Here is a 16,261-nt window from a genome sequence, read left to right as displayed (position 1 = left end):
CCGGGTCCATCTAGAGAAAGGAGTGGCGCGCTGGCGCGCCCGACGGTGCCGGCCCGTGCGCGGTGCGCACGGGCCGGCACGAGGCCCCGCTCAGTGCGCGCCGGCGACGACGGTGCCGCCGCTGACCTGCACGAAGACCGGGTTGCTGTAGAACCAGAGGTCGGCCCAGGCGGCGACGTCGAAGCTGGAGTACTTCACGCCACCCACGGTCCGCAGGTGCGTCGGGCAGCCGGCGTCGTTGCAGGGGATGGTGCCCGCGACCGCCTGGTCGTTGGGCGACACCTTGAAGTCCAGGATCGGGTTGCCGTCGGCATCGGTCTCGTTGGGCGTCGCGGGCGGCAGGTTGGTGCCGCGCAGGCGGAAGTACTGCGACGCCGTGACGCCCGACACCTTGTAGCTCATCACGCGCACGCCGTCGGCCAGGGCCGTCCAGTTGTTCGCGTTGAACACCTTCCGGACCGTGGTGCTGTCGTTGCGCGCGCCGCCCGTGTTGCCGTTCGGCGTGAGCAGGCCGGTCGCGACGTTCGGCACGATGGTGCCCTTGTAGTTCGCGTCGGTGGTCGCACGGTAGCCGGTCACGTTGCCGCCGATCAGATCGACGTGGTCCAGCACCGGCGCGTTCAGCGGCTGCGTGGCGCCGATCTGCCGCAGCGACGGGTTGGCGAACGTGTAGGGCGAGTTGTTGGTGCCCTGCGGGTCCCGCACGGCAATGCCCACCATCAGCTCGACGCCCTGGCGCACCACCAACTTCTCGCCCATCGTGGCACAGCCGTCGATGCGGACCTCGCCGCCCTTGGCCACCGCGTTGGCCGCCGCCTTCTCGACCAGCGACTTGAACGCGCTGGACGGAACGGCGGGATTGCGGGTGCACACCACGAAGGCCAGGCGGTCGATCAGGTCGCCGCTGGTGGCCCAGGCGTTGCCCGACCGCAGGCCGTCGATGATGCCCTCCGCGGCCAGGTTGTTCGCGCCCTTGCGCACCATCACGTGGGTCTTCTGGTATTCGCCGGGCTGGAAGTCCTGGTTGCTCTCGCGCTGGTCGGGGCCGAAGCTGCCGCGGTTGTGGTAGTCGGAGCTGGCGAAGAACCACCAGTTGCGGCCCTCGCCCAGCAGTGCGTCCCAGACGCCGCCGACCTGCGCGGACATGATGCCGGTGCCGCCGTAGGTGCCGCCGCCCGTGGAGTTGGGGAAGCCGCCGGTCACGCCGCCGGTGATGGTGGGACCGTACTCACCGCGGTTGGCCGCGGCCTGGTGGCCCGGCATGGACTCGAAGCCGAAGGCGATCTGCGGGCCCGTGTTGTTGAAGTCGCGCAGGTGCTCGATGTTGTAGCCGCCATTGCCGGTCGGGTTGAACGGGCCGGGACGCTCCAGGTGGGCCGGCACGAAGTACGAGGTGGTGGGCGCCTTCTCGGCCATCCACTTGATGCCTTCCAGCGTCTTCAGGTGGCCGCCGTTGCCGGAGTTGTTGGTGTCGCCGGAGGTCGCGCCCGTCAGCTTGCGGGCGGTGGCGTCGAGCGACGCGTTCAGGGTGCTGCCGGTCACCGCGCAGTCCCACTGGTTCTCGGCGCCGCGGCTGGTGTCGCTGTCGCTGCGGTCGAAGCAGTATTCGTACTGCGCCTGCAGCGTGGCGTTGCCGGCCACGCCGGCATTGGGCCACGGCAGCTGGCCCTTGAGCACCGTCGTCGAGATGTGCTCGTGGCCGGGAGCGTTCTGCTCCACGCCGATCCACACCGGCTTCTGGCGCGCCCGGCCTTCGGCCTCGGCCACCGGGTACTGGAATTCCTTGATCTCCTGCCAGCGCCACATCGCCTTGGGGTTGGCGGTGCCGTCGCCCTTGATCGCGGCCACGCCGCCCGGCAGCGTGGCTTGCCAGGACTGCTGCGGACCCTTGCCGGACGCGGCGGGCTGGCCGCCGGTGACGCCGCTGGAAATGCCCGGATACGTCGCCGGGGGCCAGGGGCCGGTGTTGCTGGTCGGCAGGCCCAGCGCGGGCGCCACCGGCTCGATCGGGTCCTCGGCCAGCGTGCAGTTCTTGGCGCTGCTGCCGCCGTGGTCCGCCTGCACGAACCAGTCGAGGTTCCAGGTGCCGACGGCCTTGCCGATCAGCTTCTTCATCGAGATCTGGCCGTCGGAGCAGGTCGTGTGGTTGTGGAAGTCGCCGGTCACGTAGGTGCCGGCAGCCTTGGCGCTGGCCTTGTCGGCGGCGCTCGCCGGTGCGTGGGACGCCAGGGCGGCAGCGGCCAGCAGGGCGCTGGTGGCCAGGGCGATCTCGCTGCGGGTGAATTGGGTCTTCATCGTCGTTGTTCCTTGTCCTGTGGGGGCGGGTGCCTGTCAGCTGGCGAGCTGGTCGCCCAGCAGCCGGTACGTTCCGTTGACGTTGAGCACCTTGGTGCTGAACTGCACGGCGGTGGTGTCGACGTCGCCGTTGGTGATCGTTGCGGTCAGGGTGCAGACGTTCTTGCTGTCGCAGTTGCTCACCTGGGCGTCGGTCAGCGTGACCTGCGGGAAGAGCGAGTGGTCGGCGGCGGCCGCCATCGCGGCGGCCTCGCCACCCAGGGCGTCGAGGACCTGCTTCTTCGTCATGCCGCTGTCCAGGTAGGCATCGTCGAACGCCGCGGCGACCGCGGTGCTGTTCAAGCCTGTGAGGGTGCCGAGCTGATTGAGGATGGAGGCGTACACGGTGACGCCGGTGGTCTGTTCGGTGGTGCCGGCCGTGCTGCCGCCACCATCGCTGCCACCGCCGCCGCCGCAACCGGCGAGCAGGGCCGCCGCGGCGAGGCAGGCCAGTGCGTTGAGGGGGAACTTCGTCATGGGCTCTTCTCCTGGGTGTTGGTTCGTCCTGCGCGGCGCTTGCACCGCACAACGGCCGCGACTGTGCAGCCCGGCCGTTGCAAACCGATGACAGTCCCGCGAAGCGAGCCGCCACGCTCCTGTCACGGTCCCCGGCTAGAGTCGGCGCCCGTGTCGCCTTTCCCCCTGCGCCTCGCGCTCGCCTGCTCCCTGATCGCCGTCCTTCCGGCCGGTCGCGCCGCCGCGGAAAGACCCGGCACCACCGTGCCGTGCACGACGGCCCAGGCCAGCTTCGACAACGCCCAGCTGCGGTGCGAGATCGTCCCGGCGCCGACGGCGCAGGTGCTGCGCCTGCACGTGGTTTTCGAAGGCGTGCACGACGACTCGAGAGCCGTCCTCGCGGCAGCCCTCGACGGGCAGCCCGTGGCGTGCGCCGAGGGCAGCCGGGACCGGTTCGAAGGCGATGCCGGCGGCGATGCGCTCTCGTGTCGCTTCACCGTTCCGACCGGCACTGCCGCGCGGCAGCTGCGCGTGCAGCTGGTGTGGCACCACGCCCAGCCGGTCGCGTTCGCGCTGCAACGCGACTGACGATCGGGGCATGGCCCGCCATGGCGGGGCTCAGGTTGAGCTCGTCCCGCCTCTGTCGGAACAACGAGTTGCTCGAGGCTTCCGATGTGGCGGCAGCAATTCAGCGAAAGACTTGCACGGCCAAACCGGACCGTGCGTGGGTCGTCTCTTCTCGTCGCCACGGCAGCCTGCTACAAGGGCCGCATGAGCGATGCACGCGTGAATGCAGTCGAGCGCTTCTACGACTTCCACCCGATCAACGCCAGGCAGATCCTGGACGCGGTCGCCGCCCGCGGCATTGGCCCGGACGCGATCACGGAGGACGTGCTGCAGCAGCATGACCAGGATCACTACGGCGGCACCGCCGCGACCGACCGGCTCATCGCCGAGGCAGCGGTGCGGGCCGACGACCTCGTCCTCGACGTCTGCAGCGGCATGGGTGGCCCGGCACGCTACCTGGCGTGGAAGACCGGTTGCGACGTGACCGGACTGGACCTCACGGCCAGCCGCGTGGAGGGGGCGACCGAGCTCACGCGGGTTGCCGGGCTGTCGGGCTCCGTGCGTTTCGTGCACGGCGATGCGCTGGCCATGCCGTTCGGCGATGCATCGTTCACGCTCGCCATGGCGCAGGAATCCTTCGCCCATATTCCTGACAAGCCGCGACTGCTCGCCGAGTGCGCGCGAGTGCTGCGCCCGGCCGGCCGGCTGGTGTACTCGGACATCCTGCACCGGGGGAACCTGTCGGACCGCGATGCGCAACGCCTGTTCGACGGCATGGCGTTCTCGGACATCGCCACGCAGGACGGTTACGCGCAGCAGCTGCGCTCGTGTGGGATGGAGGTCGTCCGGCTGGTCGATCTCACCGAGGAATGGACGCGCATCCTGGTCGAGCGGCACGCCATGTACCGGTCGCTGGAGTCCCAGACCGTGGCGCGCCTGGGGCGCGAGCACTTCGAGCGCTACGACAGGGCGTACGCGCATTTCGTCGGGCTCTACCAGGGCGGAGTGCTCGCAGGGGCGCTGATCCACGCAGCCAGGCCCGGGTGAGCCTGGCTGGCGATTCGCAGCACGGCCGCGCCAGGTTGCATGAAAGTCAGCCCCTTCATTCAAGCCCGCAAAGCCGGCCCTCCGCAGAATCCGTTGCACGAACCGACTCGTTCGCAACCCTTTCTTCGGAGACTTCCATGAACCAACGTGATGCTTCTTCCTGCCCCTGCACCCAGTGCCCCGGCAACGGCTGTGCCTGCGGCTGCCAGGGCCGGGCGACGGGCGAACGGCCAGCCGGTGCTCCCTGCGCTTGCCCGGTCGGCTGCGGCTGTGGCTGCGGCTGTGAATGCGCCGCGGCCGGCTGCCGGTGCGGGTGCGCGCCGGCCGCGGCTTGAGCGCGCACTCGCCTGCATCGGATCTCCACCAGTTGATCAGCAGTCACTCGGCTGTTCCCCGCCTGGTCTCTGCCGTGAGCCACGTCCTCCAGTCGATCGTCCTCCTGGCTGCCGTCCTGGTCGTGCCCAGCGCACAGGCTGGGATGGGACTGGCGGAGCTTCCCGCCGATGCAGTCTCGGGTCCCGTCACCGTCTTCTACCCCTCCGAGGGGGCTGAAGGCGCGGTGGCCCGTGGCGCATTCCGGTTCGATGCAGCATCTGAAGGGCCGCCATCTCCTGGCAACCACCGCCTGGTGGTCATCTCGCACGGATCTCCGTCGTCTCCGTGGGTGCACGTCGACCTGGCCCGCGCACTGGTGGGCGCCGGGTTCACCGTTGCCCTGCCGGAGCACCAGGGCGACAACGCCCGCAGCCACGGCGACTCCGGGCCTGTCAGCTGGAGGCGCAGGCCACTGGAGGTGAGCCGGGCGATCGACCGTCTCGCGCAGGAGCCGCGCTGGAGCCAGACACTGGACTTCGATGCGGTGGGCATGTTCGGCATGTCTGCCGGTGGACACACGGCGCTGACCCTGGCGGGAGGGAGATGGTCGCCGTCGCGGCTGCTCGCCCACTGCCAGGAACACCTCGAACGGGATTTCCACACGTGCGCCGGTCCTTCGTGGTCACTGGATGGCGGGCTCCTCGACGGGGTCAAGAAGGCCATCGTGCGGATCGTGCTCGGCACGAAGCTGGCAGACACCGCGTGGTATGGCCATGTCGACCCGCGCATCACCGCGATCGTCGCCGGCGTTCCGTTTGCCGCCGACTTCGATCCCGACTCCCTGCGCCATCCCGTCGCGGCGCTGGGCATCGTTTCAGCAGGAGCCGACCGCTGGCTTGTCCCGCGCTTTCACAGTGACGCCGTGCTCGCCCAGTGTGGACGGTGCGTGCACCTGCTCGGCCTCCCGGCGGGCGGCCACGGTGCGTTGTTGAGCCCGCTGCCCCCGGATCTGTCCGGCGCGGTGGGCGCGCTGGTGGCGGATCCGCCGGACTTCCGCCGCGAAGCCGAAGTGGCGCGGCTGAACGTCGCGGTGACCGAATTTTTCCTGCGGCAGTTGGTTCGCACGCGGCCTGGCTCAAGGGGCTAGGGAGCCCGTGTGCGGGGCTGAGTCAAGAGGAGCGAGACTTTCGCAGTCGTGAATCATCCCGCCTTGCGGAACGTGAGGTTGATCCGTTGGGCTCCGAGGAGCGGATGGGGAACGTCCTTCAGCGGCGCGACCCCGTGGTAGCGCAGCCGGTCCTCGCCGCCCCAGACCACCACGTCGCCGTGCCGCAGGTGCACCTTGGCAGTCGGCTCCGACCGGGTCTTCCCACCGAAGAGGAAGGTGGCGGCCATGCCCAGGGACACGGACACGATGGGCGCCGAGTAATCAAGCTCGTCCTTGTCCTGGTGCAGGCTCAGCCGCGCACCCGGCAGATACCGGTTCACCAGGCAAGCGTCCGGTTCGAAGCTGTCGAACCCCGCGGCACGCGCAGCCGCCCTCGCAACTTGCGCGAAGGCACTGGGCATGGCTGGCCACGGGCGGCCGGTCAGCGGATCCTGCGCCGTGTAGCGGTAGCCACTGGGGTCTGTCGTCCAGCCAAGGCGGCCGCAGTTGGTCAGCGCAACGGACATGGTGTATCCGCCGGGTGTCACCATGTGTCGGAAGGGTGCGTCCAGGACGACCGCCTCGACGCCGGCGAGCAGGTCGTGCCCAGGCTGCGCGAATGAGCGCAGCACGTACGCGTGGGTGCCCAGGTGTTCGACTGGGGCCGGCTCTGCGTCCGTGAAGAGGTCGAGGTTGCTCACGGTCTCACCGTGCATCGTGGAAGATCAAGCCCACAGTGTGCCGCCGACCTCCCTGGATGGAGAAGGTTCTGCCGAACCGACAGTCAGTCCGGGTATTGAACGCACTGGCCTGCTTGCCTCCACAATACGGCTTCAATGCCCATGATCCTCCGCCTCCTGCTGTCCCTCGGCATCTTCGCGGTCGGCCTGATGCTGGCCGCCGGGATGCTGGTCGCGTCCGTGGTGCTGCTGGCCTCCTGGAGCGTGCGTGCGCTCTGGCTGAAGCTGACAGGCCGCCGTGTCACGCCGTTCACTGTCCGCTTCAAGCCCCGGGAAGCGTTCCGCACCGCCCCCCGCAGGTCGTCCGGGGGCGACGTGATCGACGTGGAAGCCAGGCACCTGTCCTGACCGCCTGCTGTCGTCGGGCGCCCGCCACGGGGCGAGCCGGCGACTAGAGCTGCCCGAACACCTGCCCGATGCCGGCGCGGTCCGTGCCGGCGGACAGCAGCAGCGACAACAACAGCCGTGCCTTGCCCGCCGTGATGTGGCCGGCCGCGACGAGGCCGCGCTCCAGCAGGTCCATCTCCGAACCCGGGAAGCCGTAGGTCTTCGTGAACACGCGCCCCGCGCGCACGCGCGTGCACAGGACGACCGGCATCTGCGCCGCGAGCGAGCCCAGCGCCTCGGCGCAGGAGGAGGGGACGTGGCCCGCACCCATGCCCTCGATCACCGCTCCGGCGTAGCCAAGAGCCGCGAGCGCCGGCAACAGGCGTCCGTCGTCGCCCAGGCCCAGGGGCACCTGGGCCACCGCGGGCACCGCCGCGGTGGACAGGATGCTGGCCGTGGGCAGGGCGATGCGGCCTTCCGGCCTGGCCAGGAGCTGCACGCGGCCTTCGACGATCGCGCCGATGCGGCCGGCGCCCGGCGACTCGAATGCGCTGGTGAACCCGGTGTGCGCCTTCTGCACCCAGCGCGCCGCATGGATCTCGTCGTTCAGCACGACCACCGCCCCCAGCCCGCGCAGGCGGGTGTCCGCCGCCGCCGTGACCGCGGCCAGCAGGTTGGCCGGCCCGTCGGCGCCCGGCGCCTGCGGTCCGCGCATCGCACCCGTCACGACGACGGGCGCACCGCCCTGCGTCGCGAGCAGGTCCAGCACGAAGGCCGTGTCCTCGATGGTGTCGGTGCCTTGCACCACGACCGCGCCGACCGGCGAGCCGGGCGCGCCGTCCAGGCCCGCGCGCAGCAGCGCCGCCACCTCGCGCAGGTGCTGCACGGTGAGCGAGGCACCGGGCAGGCTCATGGGCGTCACCGCTTCGAGTGCGGCCACCTGCGCCAGGCGCGGTTCGGCCGCGAGCAGCTGGTCCGCGGTGAGCGTCGGGCGGATCCCGCCCGTCCCGGGCGCCGCCGTCATGGTGATCGTGCCGCCCAGCGACACCACCAGCACGCGCGGCAGCAAGTCGTCGCCTGCCGTCATGCCTTCGCCTGGCCCTCGGTCTGCGCGAGGAACCAGTCGAGGATCTGCTCGCCCGACCACACCACCACGCCTTCGTGCCCCAGCACGTAGTCGTAGAGTTCCTCGACGAAGCCGATGCGGTGCGGCACGCCGCTGAGGTACGGATGCACCGAGATCGCCATCACGCGCGGCTGCGTCGCGCCGTCCTTGTAGAGACGGTCGAAGTGCGCCTTGCCGCGCCGGAGCATCTCGTCCGAGGGTTGCTGCTGCACCGCGCTGATCACGACGTCGTTGAGGTCCACGGTGTAGGGCATGGACGTGATGCGGCCCTTGGGCGAGCGCAGCGCCACCGGCTGGTCGTCGAGCACCCAGTCGGCGACGTACTCGATGCCGCATTCGGCCAGGAAGTCCAGCGTGTCGTCCGTCTCGGTCAGGCCGGGGCTCTCCCAGCCGCGTGGCGCCTTGCCGGTGAACTGGCGGATGGCCTCGATGGTCTGCCGGATGGCGGCCTTCTGGTCTTCCACCTTGTGCATCGGCCGCTGCACGAAGCCGTGGCCCATGAACTCCCAGCCGGCGTCGCGCGCCGCGGCACAGACTTCTTCGTACACCTGGATCGCGCTGCCGTTGAGGGCGAAGGTGGCGGGCATGCCGCGGCTCCTGATCGCTTCGAGGATGCGCCAGAACCCCACGCGCATGCCGTACTCGTGCCAGGCCCAGTTCGGCACGTCGGGCAGCAGCGGTGCGCCCATGGGCGGGGACAGCACGGCGCGCGGCATGGCGCCCGTCGGCTCCCACACCTCCACGTTGACGATGTTCCAGACCACCACGCGGGCATCGCCGGGCAGGCGCAGTTGCGGGCGCTTCACGATGGACTGGTAGGGCGCGCGGGCGCGCACGCCGGCGCCGATGTCGGATGTCATGGACCTCTCCTGGAATGGGGTACTCACACGTTGTCCTGCAGCATCTCGCTGCCGGGGATCACGCCCGGCGGCAGGCTGTAGCAGAACTCGGCGATCTCGCCGGGTCGCGCACGCCAGACCTTGTCCTGCGCGTTCTCCAGGCAGTGCCGCAGCGCCTGGCGCAACAGGCGCAGGCGGAAGGGCTGGCCGAAGATGTTGGGGTGGATCGAGACGTTCATCACCAGCGGATGGCGCTCGCACTGTTCGACCATCTCGTCGAACTGCTGCACGATCTGGTCGCAGAACTCGCTGGCGTCCTGCCTGCGGTGAGTGATCACCTGTGAGTCGTTCAGCTCGATCGGATACGGCACCGAGAGGATGGGGCCGCTGCGCGTGCGCATCCAGACCGGCTGGTCGTCCATGGGCCAGTCCATCAGGTACCTGAAGCCGGCTTCCTTCAGCAGGTCGGGTGTCCAGGAGGTCTCGTAGGCGCCGGAGCCCATCCAGCCGGTGGGCCTGCGCCCTTCGTGCCTGGCGAACATCCCGACCACGTCCTGGATGATGCGCTCTTCGTCGGCCTCCCACAGGCCGCGGTGGTTCTCCGCGTTGGTGCGGCCGTGGGCCACGATCTCGTCGCCGCGGCGCCGGATCTCGTCCATCACCTGCGGCGCGTACTCGTACAGCAGGCTGTTGCAGTTGTGCGCGGCGGGCAGGCGCAGCTCGTCGAAGAGCTCGAAGAAGCGCCACACGCCGATGCGGTTGCCGTAGTCACGCCAGGAGTAGTTGCGGTGCGTCTGCGGCTCGCCGGTCTTCGCCGGGTCGTGGCCGTTGCCCGCGCCGAAGGCAAAGCACTCGATGTTGGTGGTGACGACGAAGGCCAGCCGCTTGCCGCCCGGCCAGCTGTAGTCCTTGCGTCCGGGCAGCGGGTGGTAGTCGTAGCGGGTCTGGCGGGGGAGAAGGGGGCGGGTCATGCGCGGGCATGCTACGGGCGGGGTTCGGCGCGTGCAACGAAGACGGTGCAAGTTCCACAGATTGGACTCTCCAGGATGGGGCCTGACTCCCAGGATTGGTGCAAACCCGGAATGGCCTGGGACACACTGTTCCAAATAATGCAACAAGAGCGAGTTCGATTGACACCCCGAAGAGGCGACTCCTAAGCTGGTCCGGAACGTGCGTTTTCACGGCGCCGTTCGCACATCCCTCCCCCCACGCATCCACCGGACCCGCACGTCATGAAGAGAACCCTGATGAAGCTGGCGGCTTTCGTCGCCGGCTCCGCGCTGATCGCCTGCGCCGCCTCTGCCCAGACCGCACCGAGCTATCCCACCAAGCCCATCACCATCATCGTGGGCTTCCCGCCGGGCGGCATCTCCGACGTGCTCGCGCGCGCCCTGGGCCAGCGCCTCAGCGTGCAGATGGGGCAGCCGGTGATCATCGAGAACAAGCCCGGCGCCGCCACGACGATCGCCTCCGGCTACGTCGCCAACGCGCCCGCCGACGGCTACACGCTGTACTTCCAGGACATGACCAGCCACGCGATCGCCGCGGCGGCCTACAAGAAGCTGAAGTTCGATTCGTGGAACGACTTCAGCATGGTCACGCTGGTCGCCTCCACGCCGCTGATGCTGGTGACGAGTTCCGCCTCCGGGCTGAAGGAGGTGAAGTCGCTGGTCACCCAGGCCAAGTCATCGCCGCAGCCGCTGCCCTATGCCTCGTCCGGCCAGGGCGCGATCACGCACCTGACCGCCGAGACCTTCAACCAGCTGGTGGGCATCAAGGCCCTGCACGTGCCCTACAAGGGCGGCGCGGGCCAGGCGCAGGCGCTGATCGGCGGCGAGGTGACCTACGGCTTCGCCAGCATGCCGCCGGCCGTCAGCCAGGTGAAGGGCGGAACGCTCAACGGCCTGGCCGTCACCTCGGGCAAGCGCGCCGCCACGGCGCCCGATGTTCCGACCCTCAAGGAGCTGGGCGTGCCGCTGGAGATCCTGCTCTACAGCGGCATCGTCGGCCCGAAGGGCATGCCGCCGGCCGTGGTGGAGCGGCTCGGCGCCGAAGTGAGGAAGGCGCTGGCCGCGCCCGAGATGAAGCGCGTGCTGCAGGACGCGGGCGCCGATCCGCTGACCAGCACGCCGGCCGAGTTCGCGACGCTCATGAAGAGCGAAGCGGTGTCGATGGCCAAGGCCGTGCAGGCCGCCGGCGTCACGCTGGATTGACAGGAAGCGAAGCGGCGGATGCTCAGCGAACGGCCAGCGCCCCCGGACGTCGCCGGCGCCCAGACCATCAGCCGCGCCATCCGCGTGCTGCAGGTGATCGCCGCGCAGGCGCCCGACGGCATGCGGCTGGTCGACGTCGCGCGCCAGATGAACCTGGAGCGGCCGACCGCGCACCGCCTGCTCAAGGCGCTGACGGTCGAAGGCATGGTGGTGCAGGACACGCACACCCGCCGCTACAGCCTGGGCCCGCTGCTGTTCGAGCTGGGCATCCTCGCCACGCACCACTTCAACCTGAAGGAAGTCTCGCAGCCGGTAGTGGCCCGCCTCGCCGAGGAAACCGGCGACACCAGCTTCGTGTTCCTGCGCAGCGGCCATGACGCGGTCTGCATTTCCCGCATCCAGGGCAGCTATCCCATCCAGACGCCTTCGGTGCCGCTCGGCAGCCGTCAGCCGCTGGGCGTCAGCGCAGGCGGTCTCGCGCTGCTGGCGGCGCTGCCCGAACACGAGATGGCCACCGTGATCAAGGCAGTCGCACCGCGCCTGGGCGCCTACGGCGACCTCGACGCGGACAACGTGCTCGAGCTGTGCCGGCAGGCGCGCGCCTCGGGCTACGCCGTCACGGGCAACCACGCGGTGCCCGGGGTGCGTGCCATCGGGCTGTCCATCTTCAACGCCGCCAACAGCCCCGTGGCCGCCATCACCGTCGCGGCGACGCACGGCCGCATGACGGACCAGCGCATCGCCGCCATCCTGCCCCACCTGAAGCAAGCAGCACGCGAGCTCACGCGCCTGCTGCACCAGTGAACCCCACACCATGAACACCTTCTCCACCCCGCACCAGGCCAGCCGCGCCGACATGGCCCTGTCCCTCAACATGAAGCTGCTCGCGCAGCACGAGCTGCACGGCTTCGGCGGCCTCGGCGAAGGCATCGCGATGCAGCAGTGCCGCGACGGCCGCCGCATCCTGTGGCTCGCGCACGAAGCGGCGCCCAAGAACTTCACCGGGGTGGATGTCACCGATCCGCGCTCGCCGCGCGTCGTCGTGCAGACGGAACTGCCGCACATGAAGGTGCGCTCGAACTCGCTGGAAGTCTCCGGCGACCTCATGGCCGTGGCCTACCAGACGCAGGTGCCGGGCCTGAAGCCGGCCGGCTTCGACCTGTTCGACATCAGCAAGCCCGAGGCGCCGCGCCTGCTGTCGCACTTCGACTGCTCGGGGCCGCATTCGCGCGGCGTGCACGCCCTGTGGTTCGTCGACGGCCAGTACGTCCACATGGCATCCGGCGCGCCCGACTTCGAGCCGCACAACCCGCTGGACGACCAGTTCTATCGCATCGTCGACGTGCGCGATCCCACGCGCCCAGTGGAGGCGGGCCGCTGGTGGCTGCCCGGCACGCGCGTCGGCGACGAGGCCCCGCAGCCGCCGCGCCTGCCCGCGCAGTTCGACACCGGCTTTCGGGTGCACAACACGAACGTCTTCCCGCAGCGGCCCGACCGCGCGTACGTGGGCTACATCGACGGCGGCGCCGTGGTGCTGGACATCTCCGACATGGCCAGGCCGCGCGTGGTCTCCAGCTGGAACCATTCGCCGCCCTTCAATGGCTTCACGCACACCGTGCTGCCGCTCTTCGAGCGCAAGCTGTGGATCGTCAGCGACGAATGCGTGCAGGACAACGGCGCCGACTGGCCCAAGCTGATGTGGGTGGTCGACGCACGCAACGAGAAGAACCCGGTGCCGATCGGGACCTTTCCCGCGCCTCCGGTGGACGCCTTCATCCGCCGCGGCGGCCGCTTCGGCGCCCACAACCTGCATGAGAACCTGCCGGGGCCGACCTCCTTCCGCTCCGAGACCATCCTCGTGGGCACCTGGTTCAATGCCGGCGTGCGCGTCTACGACACCAGCAATCCCTACCAGGTCCAGGAGATCGCGTACTACGTGCCGGCCGCGCCCGCGCTGTCGCCGGCCGGCGCGATCCAGCTGAACGACGTGTACGTGGACGACCGGCGCATCGTGTACACGGTGGACCGCTTCAGCGGCGGCCTCTACATCCTGGAAATGACCATCTGATGCTGCAGGGGGCCGCGGCCAGGTGAGCGGGAACGGTGGCTGCTGGCTACCTGAATTCCTCGCACTTCCTGGCCGTCTCTGCGGACCTCTTCAGCCGGGTGTTCGTGCAGACGGCCCGCGCCGACCTGACGCATTCCACGGCGGCGGCGTCTTCCTCCTGCCGGGTCTGCCGGCGCAGGCCCGGGATGACGAAGGGGCGGAACGTCTTGCCGCATTCGCCGCCGATCGTCGCGTCACCGTTGTGGCGGGCAGACTCCATCAGGACATCCCATGCCCGGTACGCGACGTCGAAGGGAGGAGGCGCGGGCACCGTGGGCTGGGCGTTCGCGGCATGCGCCAGGAGGACCGCGGCGACGGCGAATGCACTGGAGCGCAGGACCTTCATGCGGTGACTGCCGTCAGCCCGGGACGCGTGCGCCCGCGGCGATGGTCGGCGGGGCGGCATTCAGGGTTTCGATGGCGAAGCCGGCGGCCGCCTTGTAGCGGGCCATGTAGCTCTCGCGTTCGGTGGCGGGGATGACGGCGTCGATGTCGTCGAACACCCCGCCGCAGCGCTCGTCCAGCAACCCGAGCAGGCCGAAGGGGCCGGATCCGCGGTTGCGCAGCACCAGGGCCGAAATGTCGGCGCACAGCTTCTGGTCGTAGCCGCGCAGCGCCGCGGGGCCGACGCCGTGTTCCACCAAGGCAGCGCCCAGCACCCGCGCATCGACGATGGCCTGGCTGGCGCCGTTGGAGCCCACCGGGTACATGACGTGCGCGGCGTCGCCCAGCAGCGCCACGCGGCCGTCCACCCACGTGGGCACCGGGTCGCGGTCGATCATGGGGTATTCGAAGACCTCGCTGGCGCCGCGCAGCATGGCCGGCACGTCGAGCCAGCCGAAGTCCCAGCCGTCGAAGTGGTGGATGAAGTCCGCCACGTCGACGCGCCGGTTCCAGTCGCCCTGCGTCCAGCCCACGCTGTTGTCCACGGTGATCTCCGCGATCCAGTTGATGGTGGCGAGGCCGCTCGCGGGATCGGGCGGGGAGATGGGATAGAAGACGACGCGGTGCTTGAGGCTGCCCAGGCCCACGAACGAGGCGCCGGTGCGGATCGGGACACCGGGCGTCGTGCCGCGCCACATGATCGCGCCACCCCAGTGGATCGGCGGCTGGTTGGGATGCATCTGTGCCCGCACGGCCGAGTGCAGGCCGTCGGCGGCCACCAGGAGTGCGCCGCGGACCTCGACCTGGCGGCCGTCGCGGGTCTCGAGCGATGCCACCACGCCGTCGGGTTCGTTCCGGTAGCGAACCATGCGGTGCCCCAGCTGCACGGCGTCCGGCCCCAAGCGCTCCAGCACCGTGCGGTACAGCAGCATCTGCAGCTGGCCGCGATGCACCGAGTATTGCGGCCAGCGATAGCCGGCGAGAAGGCCGCGCGGCTCGGCGTACACGTCCTTGCCGTTGCGGCCGACCAGCGCCCATTCCCTGGCCTGGATGCCGATGGTGTCGAGCGACCGGCCGTCGAGGCCGAGGTCGAACAGCTCGCGCACGGCGTTCGGCTGCAGGTTGATGCCAACGCCGAGCGGCTGCAGCTGCGGGACTGCCTCGAACACCATGCAGGGTACGCCGATCTGGTGCAGCGTCAGGGCGAGGCTCAGGCCCCCGATGCCGCCGCCGGCGATCAGGACAGGGGCTTGGGAGGAGTCGTGCAGTGCGGGCATGGACGGCATTTTCCGTGATCAAGCGGAGCGCTTCCTGACGAATGGACTGCCTCAACGATCAAAGCAGAACCCGGCGATTGCCGTCCCGGTCGAGCACGCCTTCCGTGGACCGCCGTGGCGCAGAATGCCCCGATGATCGAATTGACCAAGGACGTCCGGCAGCAGGCGGTCGCATCCATCGAACGCTACTTCCTCGAGAACATGGACGAGAAGATCGGCAACATCGCAGCGGCCGGTCTCCTTGGCTTCTTCCTGGAGGAGATCGGACCGGCGATCTACAACCAGGCCGTGCGCGACGTGCAGGAGCGGCTCCGGCTGCGCGTCGAGGAGGTCGACCTCGAGGTGCACGAGGACGAGTTCGCGTACTGGAAGAAGTTCGACAAGGGCGCGAAGCGCCGCTGAAGGTCTGCCGCCGTTGTCATGGGCGAGTTGCCAGCAGAACCACTCAAACCGGCCATGGCTGCGGTACAGCCGGCCGGGTTCCCCAGGATCTATGCCGTCGTCAAGTGGGCGATCGTCATCGCACTGACATTGCTGGCGATCTCGGCCGCGGCATTCTGGGCATGGATCCTGGGTGGTTTCGCTGCGTCCGGCTTCCAGGCGCCCCACCCGGCTGGGCGGCCAGGTGAAGCCCTGGTGATCACGCCGGAGTGTGCCTGGCCTTACAGCGTGACGGACCGCGATGCCGAGGCCGTCTGCCGGATGTTCCAGCACCTGACACCCGAGCAGCGCGCCCGGGTCCTGGAGCGGCGCAGGTAGTCAGTCCCGCGCGGACCGCGGGCGAGTGCGTCTCGCTCAACTGCCGGCGCCGGCCTTGGCGCACTGCTCGTCCTGGTCGCCGGTGACGCCGCTCACGCCCACCGCGCCGACGATCTTGCCGTTCACGAAGATCGGGATGCCGCCGGGGGAGCCCACGACGCCGGGAAGGGTGGCGGTGGCCGGGGTCTTGTTGATGCCTTCCATGAAGACGCGCGTCGTCCGCCGGTAGGTGGCGGCGGCCTTCGCCTTCATGATCGCGATGTCGTAGCTCGCGCTCTGCGTGTCTTCCATGCGCTCGTAGTACACCAGCCCGCCCGCCGTGTCGACGACCGCCACGGCGACGTTCCATTTGTTCGTCGTGCATTCCGCGATGACGCTCGCGGCGACCTTCTTGGCGGCGGCAGTGGTGATGTTGGGGCCATAGCCGGGCCGCGGCGCCTCCTGCGCGAGGGCGGGCAGGGCGATCAGTGCGACGGACAGGGCCGTCAGGAAGGTTCTGGATGCCGACATGGACTTCTCCTCTCGGTGGTGGGGGGAAACAGCAAACGGCCCAGCCAAGATAGCTTGGCGGTTGCGGATATGCAATCGTGCGAGCCCGGGGGGGCAGCCTTTGCGCCATCCGA

Annotated in this window: 18 protein-coding genes; 9 read left to right on the top strand and 9 right to left on the bottom strand. The window is 69.6% G+C overall.

Annotation, left to right across the window (positions count from 1 at the left end):
• Positions 1-90: 90 nt before the first annotated feature.
• Together GON04_RS19640 and GON04_RS19635 are read right to left on the bottom strand one after the other, a co-directional pair.
• The gene (locus GON04_RS19640) at positions 91-2,295 is read right to left on the bottom strand and encodes a hypothetical protein (RefSeq protein WP_157399696.1); all 2,205 of its coding nucleotides are present in this window, start codon (positions 2,293-2,295) and stop codon (positions 91-93) included.
• A 36-nt stretch (positions 2,296-2,331) separates the two neighbouring features.
• Positions 2,332-2,811, bottom strand: a complete 480-nt coding sequence (locus GON04_RS19635) for a hypothetical protein (RefSeq protein WP_157399695.1) — start codon at positions 2,809-2,811, stop codon at positions 2,332-2,334.
• 150 nt (positions 2,812-2,961) lie between these two features.
• Here GON04_RS19635 and GON04_RS19630 point away from each other — a divergent pair, with 150 nt between their 5' ends.
• The 3 genes from GON04_RS19630 to GON04_RS19620 all read left to right on the top strand — a co-directional run bounded on the left by GON04_RS19630 (position 2,962) and on the right by GON04_RS19620 (position 5,866).
• Positions 2,962-3,378: a hypothetical protein gene (locus tag GON04_RS19630; RefSeq protein WP_157399694.1), complete on the top strand. Its 417-nt coding sequence runs from the start codon at positions 2,962-2,964 to the stop codon at positions 3,376-3,378.
• A 183-nt stretch (positions 3,379-3,561) separates the two neighbouring features.
• The gene (locus GON04_RS19625) at positions 3,562-4,404 is read left to right on the top strand and encodes a methyltransferase domain-containing protein (RefSeq protein WP_157399693.1); all 843 of its coding nucleotides are present in this window, start codon (positions 3,562-3,564) and stop codon (positions 4,402-4,404) included.
• A 409-nt stretch (positions 4,405-4,813) separates the two neighbouring features.
• Complete coding sequence (locus GON04_RS19620) at positions 4,814-5,866, top strand: alpha/beta hydrolase (RefSeq protein WP_181653669.1); 1,053 nt, start codon at positions 4,814-4,816, stop codon at positions 5,864-5,866.
• 53 nt (positions 5,867-5,919) lie between these two features.
• Here the strand turns inward: GON04_RS19620 and alkB are convergent, their stop codons facing one another.
• Positions 5,920-6,567: a DNA oxidative demethylase AlkB gene (gene alkB, locus GON04_RS19615; RefSeq protein ID WP_338051020.1), complete on the bottom strand. Its 648-nt coding sequence runs from the start codon at positions 6,565-6,567 to the stop codon at positions 5,920-5,922.
• Positions 6,568-6,708: 141 nt separating this feature from the next.
• Here alkB and GON04_RS19610 point away from each other — a divergent pair, with 141 nt between their 5' ends.
• Positions 6,709-6,954 (top strand): hypothetical protein, encoded by a 246-nt coding sequence (locus GON04_RS19610; RefSeq protein WP_157399691.1) that lies wholly within the window; start codon positions 6,709-6,711, stop codon positions 6,952-6,954.
• A 43-nt stretch (positions 6,955-6,997) separates the two neighbouring features.
• On the opposite strand, the gene GON04_RS19605 is transcribed toward GON04_RS19610, so the two are convergent.
• From GON04_RS19605 to GON04_RS19595, 3 genes are read right to left on the bottom strand one after another with little or no spacing between them, the layout of a single operon-like run.
• Positions 6,998-8,020, bottom strand: a complete 1,023-nt coding sequence (locus GON04_RS19605; protein WP_157399690.1) for an asparaginase — start codon at positions 8,018-8,020, stop codon at positions 6,998-7,000.
• A complete protein-coding gene (locus GON04_RS19600) occupies positions 8,017-8,919 on the bottom strand; it encodes a polysaccharide deacetylase family protein (protein WP_157399689.1) in 903 nt (300 codons plus the stop codon). Before GON04_RS19600 ends, GON04_RS19605 begins: the two co-directional genes overlap by 4 nt.
• Positions 8,920-8,942: 23 nt before the next feature.
• The gene (locus GON04_RS19595) at positions 8,943-9,869 is read right to left on the bottom strand and encodes a polysaccharide deacetylase family protein (RefSeq protein ID WP_157399688.1); all 927 of its coding nucleotides are present in this window, start codon (positions 9,867-9,869) and stop codon (positions 8,943-8,945) included.
• A gap of 261 nt (positions 9,870-10,130) precedes the next feature.
• Between GON04_RS19595 and GON04_RS19590 the strand changes: the two genes are divergently transcribed.
• From GON04_RS19590 to GON04_RS19580, 3 genes are read left to right on the top strand one after another with little or no spacing between them, the layout of a single operon-like run.
• The gene (locus GON04_RS19590) at positions 10,131-11,111 is read left to right on the top strand and encodes a Bug family tripartite tricarboxylate transporter substrate binding protein (protein WP_157399687.1); all 981 of its coding nucleotides are present in this window, start codon (positions 10,131-10,133) and stop codon (positions 11,109-11,111) included.
• A gap of 18 nt (positions 11,112-11,129) precedes the next feature.
• On the top strand, positions 11,130-11,915 hold the full coding sequence (locus GON04_RS19585) for an IclR family transcriptional regulator (protein ID WP_157399686.1): 786 nt from the start codon (positions 11,130-11,132) through the stop codon (positions 11,913-11,915).
• 10 nt (positions 11,916-11,925) lie between these two features.
• The gene (locus tag GON04_RS19580) at positions 11,926-13,179 is read left to right on the top strand and encodes an LVIVD repeat-containing protein (RefSeq protein ID WP_198349354.1); all 1,254 of its coding nucleotides are present in this window, start codon (positions 11,926-11,928) and stop codon (positions 13,177-13,179) included.
• Between the two features lie 46 nt (positions 13,180-13,225).
• Here GON04_RS19580 and GON04_RS19575 read toward each other — a convergent pair whose 3' ends face one another.
• Positions 13,226-13,564 carry a hypothetical protein gene (locus GON04_RS19575; protein WP_157399685.1) on the bottom strand — a complete coding sequence of 113 codons (339 nt, stop codon included), beginning with the start codon at positions 13,562-13,564 and terminating at the stop codon, positions 13,226-13,228.
• A gap of 13 nt (positions 13,565-13,577) precedes the next feature.
• Positions 13,578-14,879 carry a flavin-dependent oxidoreductase gene (locus GON04_RS19570; protein ID WP_157399684.1) on the bottom strand — a complete coding sequence of 434 codons (1,302 nt, stop codon included), beginning with the start codon at positions 14,877-14,879 and terminating at the stop codon, positions 13,578-13,580.
• Between the two features lie 132 nt (positions 14,880-15,011).
• Here GON04_RS19570 and GON04_RS19565 point away from each other — a divergent pair, with 132 nt between their 5' ends.
• Together GON04_RS19565 and GON04_RS19560 are read left to right on the top strand one after the other, a co-directional pair.
• Positions 15,012-15,281 carry a DUF2164 domain-containing protein gene (locus GON04_RS19565; RefSeq protein WP_157399683.1) on the top strand — a complete coding sequence of 90 codons (270 nt, stop codon included), beginning with the start codon at positions 15,012-15,014 and terminating at the stop codon, positions 15,279-15,281.
• A 54-nt stretch (positions 15,282-15,335) separates the two neighbouring features.
• Positions 15,336-15,638: a hypothetical protein gene (locus GON04_RS19560; RefSeq protein ID WP_157399682.1), complete on the top strand. Its 303-nt coding sequence runs from the start codon at positions 15,336-15,338 to the stop codon at positions 15,636-15,638.
• A gap of 36 nt (positions 15,639-15,674) precedes the next feature.
• Here GON04_RS19560 and GON04_RS19555 read toward each other — a convergent pair whose 3' ends face one another.
• On the bottom strand, positions 15,675-16,148 hold the full coding sequence (locus GON04_RS19555) for a GlcG/HbpS family heme-binding protein (RefSeq protein WP_157399681.1): 474 nt from the start codon (positions 16,146-16,148) through the stop codon (positions 15,675-15,677).
• Positions 16,149-16,261 lie beyond the last annotated feature (113 nt).

It is taken from the genome of Ramlibacter pinisoli, assembly GCF_009758015.1.
In the GTDB taxonomy this organism is placed as follows: Bacteria; Pseudomonadota; Gammaproteobacteria; order Burkholderiales; family Burkholderiaceae_C; genus Ramlibacter; species Ramlibacter pinisoli.
The sequence above is the reverse complement of the archived record's forward strand: the minus strand, read 5'-3'. Positions and strand labels throughout refer to the sequence as shown.